This window comes from Streptomyces sp. NPDC001020, assembly GCF_053599115.1.
The window spans coordinates 169,491-184,820 of record NZ_JBSFLQ010000003.1 but is presented as its reverse complement, the minus strand read 5'-3'; the positions used below and the strand labels follow the sequence as shown (position 1 = coordinate 184,820).

Sequence of the window (15,330 nt, the reverse complement as noted above, 5' to 3'; positions counted from 1 at the left end):
ACCCCGTGTTACGTGCGGCTTGTGTGCCGGGAATCACATGGTGGCCGGGGGGTGTCGCTCGGAGTCCGTCACAGCCTCGCGCACCCCGCTGAGAAACCTCCGCACCGCCGCCAGTTCCCGCTCGTCGTACGCCCTGAGCAGGTCCACCGTCCGCCCGATCAACGGCCCGAAGAACTCCCACCCCAGTTCCACCGCCCGCTCGTCCACCTCGACGAGCACCCTTCGCCGGTCACGCCCGTCCCGTACCCGTCGCACGTGTCCGAGCCGTTCGAGACGGTCGATCAGGGCCGTGGTCCCGGCGGAATTGAGGCCGAGGAGCGCGCCGAGGCGCCCCGCGGTCATGTCCTCCCCGGCGCGGGAGGCGTCCATGAGGGCGATCAGGGCGCGGACGTCCGTCGGGTGCATGCCGTTCCGGTCCGCGAACCGGCCGCTGTGCAGACCGAGTTCGACGGTCACCGCACGCAGGAGATGGACGATCTCCAACTCCGGTGCCGGTTCTGCTGCCTGCTCTGCCATATCCACCACCGCATCCTCGAGGTCCTGGTATATCTCGCTGGACAAGTATCTCGCTCAGCGAGAGGGTGAAGCTCATGGAGCCCTACACGTCCAAGGCGCACGACCAGGCGGACTTCCACGCGGCGTACGACAAGGTCCTGGGGAAGTGGCCCGCGGACACCGAACAGGGCACCGTTCCCACGCCCTTCGGCACGACATGCGTGACCAGTTGCGGCCCGCTGGACGGCCCGCCGCTCATCCTCCTGTCCGGTGGCGGCACGCCTTCGGTCTCCTGGTACGCCAACGCGACCGACCTCTCCCGCACCCACCGGATCCACGCCGTCGATCTGCCCGGCCAACCCGGCCGCAGTGTCCCGGACCGCCACCGCCCCCTGCGTACCGTCTCCGACCTGATGTCCTGGCTCGACGCGGTCCTCGACGGCCTGGGCATCGACTCGACCGCACTGGCCGGCCACTCCTACGGCGGTTGGATCGCCCTCCACTACGCGCTGCACGCGCCCGCCCGGATCACCCGCCTCGCCCTGCTCGACCCGACCCAGTGCTTCGCCGGATACCGGGCCTGGTACCTCCTGCACGCCCTGCCGATGCTGCTGCGCCCCGCCGCGCGTCGTATCCGTGCCTTCCTGGAATGGGAGGCGGGCGGGGCGGCACTGGACGGGGACTCGCTGCGGCTCCAGGAGGCGACGGCCGACTTCCCCACGGCAAAACCGGTCACCGGGCCACGCCCGAGTCCCGTAGCGCTGCGCTCGCTGCCCGTGCCGGTCCTGCTGCTCGTGGCCGCGAACAGCAAAACCCACGACAGTCGCCAAGTGGCCTCTCGCGCGGCCGAGTTGCTGCCGCGGGTGGAGACCGCCGTCCTGCCGGACATCTCGCACCACGCCCTCCCGCACACAAACCCGGCGGTCACGAACCGCCGCCTCTCGGAATTCCTGAGCGGCTGAGCGCACACCGTCGAGATATGTGACTTACCGGGTCAGAGCGTCCCGTACCGCCTCGTCCGTACGCGCGACGACGGCCGTACCGTCGTCGGCGGTGATGATCGGCCGCTGGATGAGCCGGGGGTGCTCGGCGAGCGCACGCACCCAGCGGTCCCGCGTCGCGGCGTCCCGCGCCCACTCCTTCATGCCGAGGTCCTTGGCGAGGTCCTCCTGGGTGCGCGTGATGTCCCACGGTTCGAGGCCGAGCCGGCCAAGGACGTCCCGGAGCTCGTCCTCGTTCGGTACGTCCTCCAGATAGCGGCGCACGGTGTAGTCGGCGCCTTCGGCATCGAGCAGCGTGAGGGCACTGCGGCACTTGGAACAGGCGGGATTGATCCAGATCTCCATGGCCTCACACGGTAGCCGAAACACCGTGGCCCACTCTCGACACGACCCCGCCCAAAGCCCTTGTGGCCAGCGGCTTTTGTCAGTGCCCGGCAGTAAACTAGAAGCAGTGTTCGAGGGAGTTGCCGGGATTTCCGGCGGCTCCCTGACCGCGACAGGAGGATGCCTGTGCCCGCTGCCGCAACCAAGCCGAAACCGACCCAGTCCACCGCCCGGCGACCGGTCCCGCTCGACCTGCCCTACGCGCCGGTGACAAAGCGCCCGCTCCCGCCGGGGCGGTCGCGCGAGTGGTACATCACCCACAACCGGCGCCTCAAGGCGATGCGTCTGGCCATCGCCCTGCTCGACTCCGGGGTCTACGTTCCGAACCAGGCCAGCAACGAGATGATCCACATCACGGCGCAGCTGATCGGGGTGCATCCGCCGTCGGACACGACGTGCCACATGGTACGCGCGCTGATCCGATACAGCCGCTGAGCCATGACGTCGGGCGCCCTCTCGCTGCGAGAGGGCGCCCGGCGTCGGCACGTCTCCGCCGATCAGGCGTGACGTGGCCGTGCTTCAGGACGCGGGCGTGCCGCTTCCGGTCTCCGGTTCGGTGGCAGGTGTGCCGCCTTCGGTCTCCGGCGCGGTGACGGGCGTTCCGCCTCCGGTCTCCGGGGCGGCGGCCGGCGTGCCACCTCCAGCTCCCGGCCTCTGGGTCGCCGCGATCGCCTCGCGCAACGCGTCCTCGTCCGCCTGACTGAGCGACGTCTGCACCAAGTGGCCACCGTACTCGGCGATCTGGGGAAAGACCTTGTCGGTGGCGGCCGTCTTGAACAGGGCGAAGAGAGCGGCGGCGCCCGGTCGCAGGTTGCGGCTGAGATTTCGCATGAAGTCGTCGTTGATGCCCGTGTCGGTGAGCGAGCCGCCGGCGGCACCGGCCGCCGCGCCCACCGCCGCTCCGAGCAGCGGCTGCAGGAACAGCAGCCCGATCACCCCACCCCAGAGCGCGCCCCCGGCCGCGCCGACGGCCGTGTTGCTGACCGCCTGGTGCAGCTTGATCTTGCCGTCCTCGCGCCGCTCGACGACCACCGCGTCCTCCAGGTCGACGAGATGCTCCCTGGACAGCTCGAACAGCTTCTCGCGCACCTGGTTCGCGGTGGCGAGCTCGTTGTAGGCGACGACGAAGAGATTGCTCATCGTCGGACCCCCTTACTGCGATCCGTACACCATTGCGGTTTTCGTGCTGTTTCGTTCGACTCTAGGTCCGGGGAAAAGGAGATGCACGCCGGGTGACGGCCTCCTTACGCTGGACACGCGATCCGGAACCCCACCACCGGGTTCCGCTGGGCCGGAATCACCCGGTGGACTCGCCGGGGCCACCCTTCACGCACCGACGGCGACAGCCAACGGCTCGCCGTTCGCACGCCTCCGACACACCCACCCGCTCATCCACTCACCCACGCCAAGGAGGACCGTTATGGGCACCATCGTCCTTGCCGCAGGCGTCGTCCTCGTCGTCCTGGGGATCAGCAACCACATCTGGTGGCTCGCCGCCGTCGCCCTGCTCTACCTGTACGCGCGCTACGGACGCAGTTCGTTCTCGGCGTCCCGGCCGGGCACGGGATCCGCCGCGGGCTCCCCGGGGGTCACCACCTACCAGCAGTACCGCGACCGCCGTGACCAGCAGGCCAAGTGGGAGCGCCGCTACCGCCGCGAGCGCCCCTTCGAGGCCCGCCGCCAGCAGCGGGAGAAGAACGGTTGACGGGAGCGCGCCCGCTCACAGACCGGGCGCGCCCCAGATCGGGAACCAGCGGCCGAGGTCCTGCTCGATCCGCAGGTCGTCGGCGAGCGCGGCCTTGATCTGCAGCTCCAGCGCGTTGTCGCGCCGTTCGCCCCGCCCGGCGAGCGGCGAGAACGGGTACCAGGTACCGCGTTTGTACAGATACACCATGCCGAGCCGTCGCCCGCCCGTGTCCTCGAAGCCGGCCACCGAACACAGCAGCTGTGGGCCGAAGCCGTTGATCTCCATCGCGCTGTTCACCGCGTGCAGATCGTTGACCAGGGCGGACAGCTGGTCGGGGGTGCGGTGCGACACCAGCCAGGAGTAGCCGTAGTCGTCCCGCCGCAGTTCGACGGGCGGTCCGTCGCGGTCGCTGTCCGCGTCGAGGAGCGCCTGGACCTCGCGGTGGGTCTGGGCGAAGGCACCGCCCTCGACCGTGGCGAAGCAGACCGCGCCGTTCCCCGTGGGGGTGAACCCGGCGGCGGCCTCGAGCGTGATGGCCGCCGACGGCAGGGCGAAGAGCTGGTCGAGGTCGGGTGCCACCGGCTTCGTACGGCCGAGCAGGATGTCCAGGAGTCCCATCGGTCCTCAGCCCGCCTTCCCCGGCTTCGCCGCCTCGCCCAGCTCCGCGGTGATGCCGGCGAGTTGCTGCAGCCGCTGCTCCAGGGTCGGGTGCGTCGAGAAGAAGCGGGAGAGGCCCGGCTCGGCGCCGAAGGCGGGGGTGAAGTAGAAGGCGTTGAACGCCTGTGCCGTGCGCAGGTCCTTTGACGGGATGCGGGCGATGTCCCCGGTGAGTTTCGTCAGCGCGGAGGCAAGTGCCGAGGGGCGCCCGGTGAGATGGGCGGCGGCGCGGTCGGCGGCCAGCTCGCGGTACCGGGACAGAGCCCGGATCAGGAGGAAGCTGAGGGCGTAGACGAGCGCCGAGACCCCCATGACGGCGCCCAGGACGGCGACGGTGTTCTGATCCCTGCGCCCCCGCCCGAAGAGCTCCGAGTAGAACGCGAACCGCACGACCAGCCCCGCGATCACCCCGAGGAACGACGCCACGGTGATCACGGCGACGTCCTTGTGCGCCACGTGCGACAACTCGTGCGCCAGCACACCCTCCAGCTCGTCGGGCTCCAGGCGGTGCAGCAGCCCGCTGGTCACGCACACCACCGCATGGTCGGGGTTGCGTCCGGTCGCGAACGCGTTCGGCATGTCAAGACCGGAGACGGCGACGAGCGGCTTGGGCATGTCGGCAACGGCACAGAGCCGGTCGACGACGCCGTGCAACTGCGGATACTCCTCCCGCTCCACGACCCGCCCGTGCATGGCGTACAAAGCGATCCGGTCGGAGAACCAGTACTGAGCACCGAGCACCGCCGCCGCGATCACGACGACCAGCACCCAGGACTTCAGCAACGCGATCAACGCGGCGACGAACGCCACGTACAGCAATCCGAGCAGAAACAGCGTGACCGTCATCCGTACGGTCAGCCGCCGATCGCTCCGGAACCGGCTCTGCATTCTGCATCACCCCGCAGTACCCCGTCGTCCAGGCGCGTCTCAGACTCCATTGTGCGCCCGGCGCCGCCCATGGACCGGTCCGGAAAGGCCCCACGGCAGGCAAAGAGTCACTGTGGGAAAGAGTCACTGTGGGAAGGGAACGACGGGAGCCCCGTCACCACCCGGGGGGCGGGGACGGGGCTCCATAGGGGTACTACGGGACGGGCAGGCTCACACTCGAACTCACACGTCGAAGTAGAGCTCGAACTCGTGCGGGTGCGGGCGCAGCTGCAGCGGCGCGATCTCGTTGGCGCGCTTGTAGTCGATCCACGTCTCGATCAGATCCGGCGTGAACACGTCGCCCTGGAGGAGGAACTCGTGGTCGGCCTCCAGTCGGTCGAGGACGGCGTCGAGGGAGGTCGGGACCTGCGGGACGCCCGCGTGCTCCTCGGGAGCCAGCTCGTAGAGGTCCTTGTCGATCGGCTCGGCCGGCTCGATCTTGTTCTTGATGCCGTCCAGGCCGGCCAGCAGCAGTGCCGAGAAGGCCAGGTACGGGTTGCCGGAGGCGTCCGGCGCGCGGAACTCCACGCGCTTGGCCTTCGGGTTGGCCCCAGTGATCGGGATACGCATCGCGGCCGATCGGTTGCGCTGTGAGTACACCAGGTTCACCGGCGCCTCGAAGCCCGGCACCAGACGGTGGTACGAGTTCACCGTCGGGTTGGTGAAGGCCAGCAGCGACGGGGCGTGCTTGAGGATGCCGCCGATGTAGTAGCGGGCCATGTCCGACAGGCCCGCGTAACCGGCCTCGTCGTAGAACAGCGGGTCGCCGTTGGTCCACAGCGACTGGTGGACGTGCATGCCCGAGCCGTTGTCGCCGAAGATCGGCTTCGGCATGAAGGTGGCCGTCTTGCCGTTGCGCCAGGCGACGTTCTTCACGATGTACTTGAAGAGCTGGAGGTCGTCGGCGGCGGCGAGCAGCGTGTTGAACTTGTAGTTGATCTCGGCCTGGCCGGCGGTGCCCACCTCGTGGTGCTGGCGCTCGACCTTCAGACCCGCCCGGTCCAGCTCCAGGGAGATCTCCGCCCGCAGGTCGGCGAAGTGGTCGACCGGCGGGACCGGGAAGTAGCCGCCCTTGTAGCGGACCTTGTAACCGCGGTTGTCCTCCAGCGCGCCGGTGTTCCAGGCACCGGCCTCGGAGTCGATGTGGTAAAAGGACTCGTTCTCGGCGGTCCGGAAGCGGACGCTGTCGAAGACGTAGAACTCGGCTTCGGGGCCGAAGTACGCGGTGTCGGCGATACCGGTGGAGGCGAGGTAGGCCTCGGCCTTCTTCGCCACGTTCCGCGGGTCGCGGGAGTACTGCTCGCCGGTGATCGGGTCGTGGATGAAGAAGTTGATGTTCAGCGTCTTGTCACGGCGGAAGGGGTCGACCTGGGCGGTCGACAGGTCCGCGCGCAGCGCCATGTCGGACTCGTGGATGGCCTGGAAGCCGCGGATCGAGGATCCGTCGAAGGCGAGCTCGTCGTCCGGGTCGAACGCCTCTGCCGGCACCGTGAAGTGCTGCATCACGCCCGGCAGGTCGCAGAAACGGACATCGATGAACTTGACGTCCTCGTCCGCGATGAACTTCTTGGCCTCGTCGGCGTTCTGGAACATCCGGCTCCTCCTACTCCCGGTCGTGACCGGCCGGGTTGGTAGTTCGTTCGTGCGGCCGTGGCGGTGGCACACGCTGGGGCCGACGATAGGGACGGGGGATTTCTCCAGCGTGACCCATTTGTTTCTCTCAGGTTAACCAGCCAGATCCCTGGTGACCCCACGTGCATGCCTGCCAAATCGGGCGCAGTACCGTGGACGGGTGGACAACAGGCAAGCAGTTGGATCGTGGCTCTCCGGGCCCCGCGCGGCCATGGAAGAAGCCGGGGCGGACCTTGGATACCGAGGTGAGCAACTCGGTCTGCCGGAGCAGGGCCCGGGCTCGATCGCCCGCCCCGGCCGACGCCTCGGTGCCCTCGCCGTGGACTGGGGCCTGTGCCTCCTGATCGCATACGGCCTGATCGCCGACAGCTACAACGAGGCGGCTCAGATCTGGGCGCCGCTCATCCTCTTCGCGTTGATCGTTCTCACCGTAGGGTCCATCGGGTTCACCCCGGGCAAGCGGCTCTTCGGCCTGCGGGTGGTTGCCCTGAACACCGGCCGCGTCAACCCGCTGCGCGCCCTGCTGCGCACGGTCCTGCTGTTCCTCGCCATTCCCGCGCTGATCTGGGACCGCGACGGCAGGGGCCTGCACGACCGCTTGGCCGGCACGGTCGAGGTCCGGATCTGAGGCCGCGCTGCGACGCCGGTCCTGACGCCGATATGCCGGTGGGCCGTCCCGGAATCCGAGGATTCAGGGACGGCCCACCGGCATATCGGATCAGTGGGTCTGGCTCTATCGGCCCTTCGGCCCGCCCCGAGGCATCCGCGCCCCCTTGGGGAGCGGCCCCTTCGGCAGCGGCATGTTGCTCATCAGATCGCCCATCGCACGCAGCCGGTCATTGGTCGCGGTCACCTGCGGACCGGTCAGCACCCGGGGGAACTTCAGCATCGTCGTACGGAGCTTCTTCAGTTCCACCTGGCCCTCGCCGCCGCCGACGATCACGTCGTGCACCGGCACGTCCGCGACGATGCGCGCCATCTTCTTCTTCTCGGCGGCCAGCAGGCTCTTGACCCGGTTCGCGTTGCCCTCGGCGACCAGCACGATGCCGGCCTTGCCGACGGCGCGGTGCACCACGTCCTGGCTGCGGTTCATGGCAACGGCCGGTGTGGTGGTCCAACCGCGGCCGATGTTGTCCAGGACCGCGGCGGCGGCGCCCGGCTGGCCCTCCATCTGCCCGAAGGCGGCGCGCTCGGCACGGCGTCCGAAGACGATCGCCATCGCGAGGAAGGCGAGCAGGAAGCCGAGGATGCCGAGATAGATGGGGTGACCGATCAAGAAACCGATCGCGAGGAAGACACCGAGGGTGATGATTCCGACAGCCGCGAGTACAAGACCGATCTTGGGGTCGGCCTTGCGGGTCATCTTGTAGGTCAGGGCGATCTGCTTCAGTCGCCCCGCGTTAGCAGCGTCCGCTGCAGTTTCCTTCCTCGCCATGCCACGAAGTCTACGTGGCCCGGCGAGCGGCTACGACGGCAGTGCCGGGTGCGGGCGTGAGCGGCACGGACCGGGGGTGGTGGCGCCGACGAGGGGAGAGGGCGTCGGGCGGGGAAGGTGCAGGTGGGGAGGGTGAGGCCGAAGGGAGTGGTGTGGAGAGAGCGGTGCGGAAGGGGCGGCGGGGGCGCTTCGGGAAGCGAGCGGTGGCTACGGGCGCGACGCGGCGTCGAGCACGCGCTGTGCCTCGAGTCGGTCCTTGGCGCGGCGTCGGTCCTCGAGGACGGAGGTCCAGGCGTTCCGGCGGGCGGTCTGCTGACCACCGCTCATGAGCAGCGACTCGATGGCACGGAGTGCATGGGTGAACGACGGGATCGCGGTGGCTCGAACGCGCGCGGCCTGCATGACGGGGGTCCCCCCTCGGATCGGCGGCTCTGGGCCAGGACTGTTCATACGGCCAGGCTCACTGTTTGGTGTTACCAGGACGTGACCGGCCGGTCAAACACCGATGAAGCCTTGATTGGCGGCGCCAAAAGCCCGACGCGGCCCCGACGGGGTCCCTAGCTGCGGGGACGGTCGGGGCCGCGTTCAACAGGCCATTACCGAACGGTAACTTCTTGTGAGCGGATTCACACGCTCGCGGTGGCGCGGGGTGCCAATCGGTGGGGGAGCGGGTCAGACGGCGACGCCTGCGCCATCCTGCCGCGGGGTGGCTGACTGACGCTGTTCGATGGCCATCCGGTACAGGCGCCCGGCGCGGTACGAGGAGCGCACCAGCGGGCCCGACATGACGCCCGAGAAGCCGATCTGCTCGGCCTCCTCCTTCAGCTCCACGAACTCCTGCGGCTTGACCCAGCGCTCCACGGGGTGGTGGCGGACGCTCGGGCGCAGGTACTGCGTGATGGTGATCAGCTCGCAGCCCGCGTCGTGCAGCTGACGCAGCGCCTCGACGACCTCCTCGCGGGTCTCGCCCATGCCGAGGATCAGGTTCGACTTGGTCACCAGGCCGTAGTCACGGGCCGCGGTGATGACCTGGAGCGAGCGCTCGTAGCGGAAACCGGGGCGGATGCGCTTGAAGATCCGCGGGACGGTCTCGACGTTGTGCGCGAAGACCTCGGGCCGGGCGGAGAAGACCTCTTCGAGCTGCTCGGGGATCGCGTTGAAGTCGGGGGCGAGGAGCTCGACCTTGGTGTGCCCGCCCTCGCGGCCGGCGGTCTGCCGGTGGATCTGCCGGACCGTCTCGGCGTACAGCCAGGCTCCGCCGTCTGCCAGGTCGTCGCGTGCGACACCGGTGATCGTGGCGTAGTTCAGGTCCATGGTGACCACGGACTCGCCCACGCGGCGGGGCTCGTCGCGGTCGAGCGCCTCGGGCTTGCCGGTGTCGATCTGGCAGAAGTCGCAGCGGCGGGTGCACTGGTCGCCACCGATGAGGAAGGTGGCCTCGCGGTCCTCCCAGCACTCGTAGATGTTCGGGCAGCCGGCTTCCTGGCAGACCGTGTGCAGCCCCTCGCTCTTCACGAGGTTCTGCATCTTCGTGTACTCGGGACCCATTTTCGCCCGGGTCTTGATCCACTCGGGCTTGCGCTCGATGGGGGTCTGGCTGTTGCGGACCTCCAGGCGCAGCAACTTGCGTCCGTCGGGTGCGACTGCGGACACGTCGGCTCCCTGTAGCTTCGATTCGTCGGCGTACATCAGGGTACGCCCGGACAGTACTCGGCCATGCCTGTGGGCAACCTTCGGGAGCGGGGGTGCATTCCCCGGCGCCGCCGCCCGCGGCCATGGTGGGCGTCGCCGCTACGCGGAGGCGCTCTCGGTCTCCCGCGGCTTCAGCTCGGCGTTCTCCAGGATGTCCCGCAGATGCCGTTCCGCCACCGGCAACACCTCAGCGATCGTCACGTCGCGCCCCAGTTCGTTCGCGAGCGAGGTGACGCCCGCGTCCCGGATCCCGCACGGGATGATCCTGTCGAACCAGGCGTTGTCCGGGTTCACGTTCAGTGCGAAGCCGTGCATCGTGACGCCCTTGGCGACACGGATGCCGATCGCCGCGACCTTGCGGTCCTCACGGCGCTGGCCGGCGTTGGAGGGGGCGTACTCCGGGCCGTTCAGCCGCGGGTCGAACTCCTCGTCGCGCAGACGCGGGTCGAAGTCGAGGGAGAGTCCGCCGAGCAGGGGGCGCTGCTCCACCGGGTCCCCGAGCACCCAGACACCGCTGCGGCCCTCCACCCGCGTCGTCTCCAGGCCGAACTCCGCGCAGGTGCGGATCAGGGCCTCCTCGAGACGGCGTACGTGGGCGACGACGTCGACCGGGCGCGGGAGTTTCTGGATGGGGTAGCCGACCAACTGGCCGGGGCCGTGCCAGGTGATCTTGCCGCCGCGGTCCACGTCGACCACCGGGGTGCCGTCCAGCGGGCGCTCGTCGTCCGCCGTGCGTCGGCCCGCCGTGTAGACCGGAGGGTGTTCCACGAGCAGGCAGGTGTCGGGGATCTCGTCCGCGAACCGGGCGGCGTGCACCCGGCGCTGCTCGTCCCAGGCCTCCTGGTACTCGACGGCATCGGCCCCGAATCCCATATGGACGAACCGCACCTCAGCCACGGCAAGCGCCTCCCTCAGAAGCTCGTAAGGCGCGAAAGGCGCCCACGCAACTGTACGTCCCGCGGGTGGCGACCATCGTCCGTCGTCCCCGTCAGCCCGACGGCTAATCCTCACACGATCGGATGAATGGATGCAGAAGCGTGCAACCGGTTGCTCACTCTCCGCTACATTCACGCCGTTCACGAGGCCATTAGGGCTGTTCACAGGCGATCCGGGTATCGCGACGCCCCGGGGAGGCACCTGCCCCTCCCCGGGGCCGTCGTCGAGGCCCGAAAGGCAGGAGACCGCACCGCAGATGACGGAACGACCCGCGCAGCGCCCCCCCAACCGCCAGCTCGCCGCGCTCATCGCAGAAGCGGGGTTCTCCAACGCAGGGCTCGCCCGTCGCGTCGACCAGCTCGGCCTCGAACACGGGCTCGATCTCAGATACGACAAGACGTCCGTGACCAGGTGGCTGCGCGGACAGCAGCCGCGCGGCACCACGCCCGCGCTCATCGCCGAGGTCTTCACGCGGCGGCTCGGGCGCAGGCTCACCGCGCAGGACCTCGGGCTCGACGCCTGCGCCCCGGTGTACGCGGGCCTGGAGTTCGCCGCCACCCCGGAAGAGGCCGTCGACATCGTCGGCGGGCTGTGGCGCAAGGACTCGGGCAGCCACGCCGAACTGCGCAAGATCGCGTTCACCGCGGCCGGTCTCGTCGTGCCCAGCCGGGACTGGCTGATCGGCCGGGCCGACGAGACGGTGGCCCGCACCGAGGCCGCCCCCCGCATCCCCGCGCAAGGTCGCCCCATTCCCCCCAAGGTCTCGGCCGTGCTCGAACCGGCGGTACCCCCATCCCGCCGGCGCAGCCAGTCCGAGCGCGGCCCCGGCCAGAAGGTGACCGGCGGCGACATCGCCGCCCTGCGCTCGGTCTGCGAACTGTTCCGCGCCCTCGACCACGCCTACGGCGGCGGCCACGCCCGTCAGGCCCTTGTGCGCTACCTGGAGCACGAGGCCGAGCCGATGCTGCGCGGCAGCTACGGCGAGCAGACGGGCCGCCGTCTGTTCGCGGCGGCCGCCGATCTGACCCGGCTCGCGGGCTGGACGTCGTACGACATCGCCGCGCACGGTCTTGCCCAGCGCTACTTCGTCCAGGCGCTGCGGCTCGCGCAGGCCGCCGGGGACCGGATGTACGGGGCGTACGTGCTGGCCACGATGAGCCGGCAGGCCGTCCACCTCGGCCATGGGCGGGAGGCCGTGCAACTGGCCCGCGTGGCGCAGCAGGGCACCGGCACCTCGGCGCCGCCCGTCGTCCAGGCGCTCCTGTACGCCGTCGAGGCGCGCGGCCACGGCGTGCTCGGCGAAGTCCGGTCGTGCACGGCCTCGCTCGTGCGGGCCGAGCGCGCGCTGGAGTCCGCCCGGCCCGGCGACGACGTCCCGCACTGGGCGCGGTTCTTCGACGAGGCGCAGCTCGCCGACGAGTTCGGCCACTGCCACCGGGACCTGCAGCAGTACCGGGCCGCGGTCCAGCATGCCGAGCGCTCGCTGCGGCTGCGCGCGCCCGGCTTCGCCCGTAGCCGGCTGTTCTGCCGGGTCGTGCTCGCCTCGGCGCGGCTCGGCCTCGGCGAGCTGGACCAGGCCTGCCAGCTGGCGGCCGAGGCCGCAGGGCAGGCCTCGGAGATGCGGTCGGCGCGGGCGGTGGAGTACGTACGGGACTTCGAGCGCCGCCTGGAGCCGTACAAGGACGCGGCGCCCGTCCGCGGGTACCACGACCGGGTCGCCGCCTTGCGGTAACGACCTGGGGAGCAATAGGGAGCGGCGTCGCGACGCCCGGTACGGCCTCCCCCAAGCTCTTCGAGCAGGGGGGACCCCCAGCGGCGTTGCAGGAAGGCCCTGGTAGCTCCGCTACAAGGACCTTCCGGCGCCTTGCGAGCGGCCGCACCGGACGCCGCTCCTTCACCCGCTCCCTATTGCTCCCCAGGTCGTACGCCTCAGGCGGCCGTGGGCAGCGGGTCCGCGATGTGCGTCGGACCCGCGCCCAGGTCCGCCAGGACAGCGGCCGCCGCCCGGTGACCGGAGTGCAGCGCGCCCTGGACCGTACTGGTGTCGCGGTGGTCGCCGCACACATAGAGCCCGGCCAGGAGGCGCACCGGCCGACGCAGATCGTGGGGCGGCGGCATCGCCGGGACGGCTCGCGCGGTGTGGTGCACGGCGAGCGTCTCCCAGCGTGCGGTCGAGGTGCCGTACAGGCGCGCCAGATGGGACCGTACGGCGTCGTCGACGTCGTACGGTGGCGTGCCCAGGACCGTGGAGGAGACCAGCGCGCGGCCCGCGGGGGCACGCGAGGGGTCCACCTGGCTGACGACCGCCGTGTGGGCCACCGGGCCGCCGCGGTCCGCGTCGAGCAGCAGTGACGCACCCGTCGACGGTGGTTCGTCCATGGTGTGGTGGACGACCGTGACGGGGTGGAAGTCCGGTACGCGCAGACCGGGCAGCAACTCGGCGGCGGCGTGTGCGTCGGTGGCCACCAGGACGGCACGGCAGCGGAGCTCACCGTGTTCGGCGGTGGTCACCGAGGTCGTTGAGACAGAGGTGGCGCGGACCCCGGTGTGCACCGTGCCCGGCGGCAGCGCCTGCGCCAACAGCTCCGGAAGGACCTCCGCCCCGCCCTCCGGTACGCACAGCCGGCCGCTCGCGAAGGCGTGCAGCGCGAGGTCGGCGCAGCGGCTCGACGTGGTCAGCTTCGGGTCGCACAGCAGCGCGGACAGTAACGGCCGCAGAAACCCGTCGACGGTACGGGCGGGGATCCCGCGCAGCGGGAGCGCGCGGGCCGCGGTCGACTCGGGCCGGGCCAGCAGCCGTTCCACGGGCGTGGCGGCGATCCGCGCGAGCGCCGCACCCAGCCGGGCCTGGTCCACGGCACCGCCGAGCGGGACACCGGACCGCGGCCCCGCCGCCCTGGACCGGGCGGTCCGCGGCCCGGGAAGTCGGATCCCCGGAGGCCGTACGCCCGGCGTGCCATCGCCCGCTTCCGGTGCGGAGGTTGCGCGGGGAGCGCTGGCAAGGGCGCGTACGACGCTGAGCGCGCTCCGTGCGCTCCCTGCGCCCCCTCCGGTCGGGGCAGCGCCCGCGCGGCGGCGGCGCCCCTCGCTGTGCACCAGGACGCCGGGGGCGAAGGGACGCAGGACGAGCGCGTCGAGCCCCGGGGCCAGGCGCAGTTCGGGATACGACGTGGACAGGAACTGCCCGATCCGGTCGAGCCGGAAGCCGTCGACCTTCTCGGTCGACATGCGGCCGCCGGCACATGCGGCGGCCTCCACCACGACGGTCGTCACTCCTGCGCTGGTCAGCCGGTGGGCCGCCGCGAGGCCGGCGATCCCGGCCCCCACGATGACGACGTCCGCCTGATACACGGGCTCTAGCACGTGCCCCTCCTTCGAGGTTGTGCGGCCGGTGGAGACGTCATGCCCCCAACAGGCATGAGAAATACCCGAGTTCGCGTCGAGGGTAGGTCCGGCGACGCTCAGGACAAGTCGCGCACGAACAGGGCACGGTCGCACGGTGGTCGCACTCTTGTGCGTGGCTACTCCCGCAGCGCCGCCTGCAGTGCTTCCTCGATGCCCGGGAAGGCGAACGAGAACCCGGATTCCGCAAGCCGCCTCGGCAGCACCCGCGCACTGCCGAGCACATCCCCGGCCATCTCCCCGAGCGCGAGCCGCAGCACCGGCTCGGGCACGGCGAAGAGCGTCGGCCGGTGCAGCACGCGCCCCATCGCCGCCGTGATCTCACGGTTGGTCAGCGGCTGCGGAGCCGTCAGGTTGAACGGCCCGGACAGCCCCTCGGTGTCGATGAGATGACGGATCGCCGCCACCTCGTCGTGCAGTGAGATGAACGACCAGTACTGGTTCCCGTCGCCCATCCGCCCACCGAGCCCCGCCCTGAAGATCGGGAACAGCCGCCCCCAGGCCCCGCCCTCACGGGCCACCACCAGTCCCGTCCGCGCGAGCACCGTCCGTACGCCCGCCTCCCGCGCGGCTGCCGCGGCCTCCTCCCACTCCACGCACAACGAGGGCAGGAACCCGTCCCCGGGCGGCGCCTCCTCGTCGACCGCCCGGTCCCCGGTGTCGCCGTAGTAACCGATCGCGCTGCCGTTCACGAAGACACGCGGCGGCTCCGGCAGCAGGGCGACGGCCTCCGCGAGCGCCGCCGTGCCCAGCACCCGGCTGTCGCGCAGCGTCTTCCTGTACGCGTCCGTCCACCGGTGGTCGCCGACGCCGGCCCCGGCGAGATTCACCACGACCTCGCATCCGACCAGCCCGGCCGTGTCCACGTACTGCCCCTCGGGGTCCCAGCGGACCTCGTCGCGGCTTCGGGCCGTACGGCGTACCAGGCGCACCACCTCGTGCCCCTCCGCGACCAGCGATCGGACCAGGGCACTGCCGATGAGACCGGACGCACCGGCCACCGCGATGCGGGAACGCTCCATGCGCCCATCCTGCCCGGTGCCCCTGAAAAACACCGGACGGCTCCCCATACACCTGCCGTA

The 15,330-nt window shown here is 70.4% G+C and carries 17 protein-coding genes; 5 read left to right on the top strand and 12 right to left on the bottom strand.

From position 1 onward, the window contains the following. Positions 1–33: 33 nt before the first annotated feature. Complete coding sequence (locus ACWDEX_RS03810) at positions 34–516, bottom strand: MarR family transcriptional regulator (RefSeq protein ID WP_450461549.1); 483 nt, start codon at positions 514–516, stop codon at positions 34–36. 74 nt (positions 517–590) lie between these two features. On the opposite strand from ACWDEX_RS03810, the gene ACWDEX_RS03805 reads away from it, so the two are divergent. Beyond that, positions 591–1,457 (top strand): alpha/beta fold hydrolase, encoded by an 867-nt coding sequence (locus tag ACWDEX_RS03805; protein WP_450461548.1) that lies wholly within the window; start codon positions 591–593, stop codon positions 1,455–1,457. Positions 1,458–1,481: 24 nt separating this feature from the next. Here the strand turns inward: ACWDEX_RS03805 and ACWDEX_RS03800 are convergent, their stop codons facing one another. Next, a complete protein-coding gene (locus ACWDEX_RS03800; RefSeq protein WP_450461547.1) occupies positions 1,482–1,841 on the bottom strand; it encodes an arsenate reductase family protein in 360 nt (119 codons plus the stop codon). A gap of 165 nt (positions 1,842–2,006) precedes the next feature. On the opposite strand from ACWDEX_RS03800, the gene ACWDEX_RS03795 reads away from it, so the two are divergent. Continuing rightward, positions 2,007–2,315: a hypothetical protein gene (locus tag ACWDEX_RS03795; RefSeq protein ID WP_450461545.1), complete on the top strand. Its 309-nt coding sequence runs from the start codon at positions 2,007–2,009 to the stop codon at positions 2,313–2,315. An 84-nt stretch (positions 2,316–2,399) separates the two neighbouring features. Here the strand turns inward: ACWDEX_RS03795 and ACWDEX_RS03790 are convergent, their stop codons facing one another. Further along, positions 2,400–3,020: a DUF1269 domain-containing protein gene (locus tag ACWDEX_RS03790; RefSeq protein WP_450461544.1), complete on the bottom strand. Its 621-nt coding sequence runs from the start codon at positions 3,018–3,020 to the stop codon at positions 2,400–2,402. Between the two features lie 280 nt (positions 3,021–3,300). Here ACWDEX_RS03790 and ACWDEX_RS03785 point away from each other — a divergent pair, with 280 nt between their 5' ends. Then, a complete protein-coding gene (locus tag ACWDEX_RS03785) occupies positions 3,301–3,585 on the top strand; it encodes a hypothetical protein (RefSeq protein ID WP_450461543.1) in 285 nt (94 codons plus the stop codon). Positions 3,586–3,600: 15 nt separating this feature from the next. On the opposite strand, the gene pspAB is transcribed toward ACWDEX_RS03785, so the two are convergent. The 3 genes from pspAB to glnA all read right to left on the bottom strand — a co-directional run bounded on the left by pspAB (position 3,601) and on the right by glnA (position 6,744). Further along, the gene (gene pspAB / locus ACWDEX_RS03780) at positions 3,601–4,185 is read right to left on the bottom strand and encodes a PspA-associated protein PspAB (protein ID WP_450461542.1); all 585 of its coding nucleotides are present in this window, start codon (positions 4,183–4,185) and stop codon (positions 3,601–3,603) included. Between the two features lie 6 nt (positions 4,186–4,191). Continuing rightward, on the bottom strand, positions 4,192–5,112 hold the full coding sequence (htpX, locus tag ACWDEX_RS03775; RefSeq protein ID WP_450461541.1) for a zinc metalloprotease HtpX: 921 nt from the start codon (positions 5,110–5,112) through the stop codon (positions 4,192–4,194). A 222-nt stretch (positions 5,113–5,334) separates the two neighbouring features. Beyond that, positions 5,335–6,744 carry a type I glutamate--ammonia ligase gene (gene glnA / locus ACWDEX_RS03770; RefSeq protein ID WP_450461540.1) on the bottom strand — a complete coding sequence of 470 codons (1,410 nt, stop codon included), beginning with the start codon at positions 6,742–6,744 and terminating at the stop codon, positions 5,335–5,337. A 199-nt stretch (positions 6,745–6,943) separates the two neighbouring features. Between glnA and ACWDEX_RS03765 the strand changes: the two genes are divergently transcribed. Further along, positions 6,944–7,411, top strand: a complete 468-nt coding sequence (locus ACWDEX_RS03765; protein ID WP_450461539.1) for an RDD family protein — start codon at positions 6,944–6,946, stop codon at positions 7,409–7,411. 105 nt (positions 7,412–7,516) lie between these two features. Here ACWDEX_RS03765 and ACWDEX_RS03760 read toward each other — a convergent pair whose 3' ends face one another. The 4 genes from ACWDEX_RS03760 to lipB form a co-directional block, all read right to left on the bottom strand. Then, complete coding sequence (locus tag ACWDEX_RS03760; protein ID WP_450461538.1) at positions 7,517–8,218, bottom strand: DUF4191 domain-containing protein; 702 nt, start codon at positions 8,216–8,218, stop codon at positions 7,517–7,519. Positions 8,219–8,425: 207 nt separating this feature from the next. Next, the gene (locus ACWDEX_RS03755) at positions 8,426–8,620 is read right to left on the bottom strand and encodes an SCO2195 family GlnR-regulated protein (protein ID WP_450461537.1); all 195 of its coding nucleotides are present in this window, start codon (positions 8,618–8,620) and stop codon (positions 8,426–8,428) included. Positions 8,621–8,890: 270 nt separating this feature from the next. Continuing rightward, on the bottom strand, positions 8,891–9,871 hold the full coding sequence (gene lipA / locus ACWDEX_RS03750) for a lipoyl synthase (RefSeq protein WP_450461536.1): 981 nt from the start codon (positions 9,869–9,871) through the stop codon (positions 8,891–8,893). A gap of 138 nt (positions 9,872–10,009) precedes the next feature. Then, positions 10,010–10,807, bottom strand: coding sequence for a lipoyl(octanoyl) transferase LipB (gene lipB, locus ACWDEX_RS03745; RefSeq protein ID WP_450461535.1), 798 nt, complete (start codon positions 10,805–10,807; stop codon positions 10,010–10,012). A 295-nt stretch (positions 10,808–11,102) separates the two neighbouring features. Here lipB and ACWDEX_RS03740 point away from each other — a divergent pair, with 295 nt between their 5' ends. Beyond that, positions 11,103–12,578: a regulator gene (locus ACWDEX_RS03740; RefSeq protein WP_450461533.1), complete on the top strand. Its 1,476-nt coding sequence runs from the start codon at positions 11,103–11,105 to the stop codon at positions 12,576–12,578. 197 nt (positions 12,579–12,775) lie between these two features. Here ACWDEX_RS03740 and ACWDEX_RS03735 read toward each other — a convergent pair whose 3' ends face one another. After that, positions 12,776–14,209 carry an NAD(P)/FAD-dependent oxidoreductase gene (locus ACWDEX_RS03735; RefSeq protein WP_450461532.1) on the bottom strand — a complete coding sequence of 478 codons (1,434 nt, stop codon included), beginning with the start codon at positions 14,207–14,209 and terminating at the stop codon, positions 12,776–12,778. Positions 14,210–14,367: 158 nt separating this feature from the next. Then, positions 14,368–15,270, bottom strand: coding sequence for a TIGR01777 family oxidoreductase (locus ACWDEX_RS03730; protein WP_450461531.1), 903 nt, complete (start codon positions 15,268–15,270; stop codon positions 14,368–14,370). Positions 15,271–15,330: the final 60 nt, after the last annotated feature.

Bases quoted from the DNA above. Each gene is read 5' to 3' on its own strand.
- ACWDEX_RS03760 (WP_450461538.1), bottom strand. From the start codon at position 8,218: ATGGCGAGGAAGGAAACTGCAGCGGACGCTGCTAACGCGGGGCGACTG.
- ACWDEX_RS03740 (WP_450461533.1), top strand. From the start codon at position 11,103: ATGACGGAACGACCCGCGCAGCGCCCCCCCAACCGCCAGCTCGCCGCG.
- pspAB (WP_450461542.1), bottom strand. From the start codon at position 4,185: ATGGGACTCCTGGACATCCTGCTCGGCCGTACGAAGCCGGTGGCACCC.
- ACWDEX_RS03785 (WP_450461543.1), top strand. From the start codon at position 3,301: ATGGGCACCATCGTCCTTGCCGCAGGCGTCGTCCTCGTCGTCCTGGGG.
- ACWDEX_RS03805 (WP_450461548.1), top strand. From the start codon at position 591: ATGGAGCCCTACACGTCCAAGGCGCACGACCAGGCGGACTTCCACGCG.
- ACWDEX_RS03810 (WP_450461549.1), bottom strand. From the start codon at position 516: ATGGCAGAGCAGGCAGCAGAACCGGCACCGGAGTTGGAGATCGTCCAT.
- glnA (WP_450461540.1), bottom strand. From the start codon at position 6,744: ATGTTCCAGAACGCCGACGAGGCCAAGAAGTTCATCGCGGACGAGGAC.
- ACWDEX_RS03730 (WP_450461531.1), bottom strand. From the start codon at position 15,270: ATGGAGCGTTCCCGCATCGCGGTGGCCGGTGCGTCCGGTCTCATCGGC.
- htpX (WP_450461541.1), bottom strand. From the start codon at position 5,112: ATGCAGAGCCGGTTCCGGAGCGATCGGCGGCTGACCGTACGGATGACG.
- ACWDEX_RS03790 (WP_450461544.1), bottom strand. From the start codon at position 3,020: ATGAGCAATCTCTTCGTCGTCGCCTACAACGAGCTCGCCACCGCGAAC.
- ACWDEX_RS03800 (WP_450461547.1), bottom strand. From the start codon at position 1,841: ATGGAGATCTGGATCAATCCCGCCTGTTCCAAGTGCCGCAGTGCCCTC.
- ACWDEX_RS03755 (WP_450461537.1), bottom strand. From the start codon at position 8,620: ATGCAGGCCGCGCGCGTTCGAGCCACCGCGATCCCGTCGTTCACCCAT.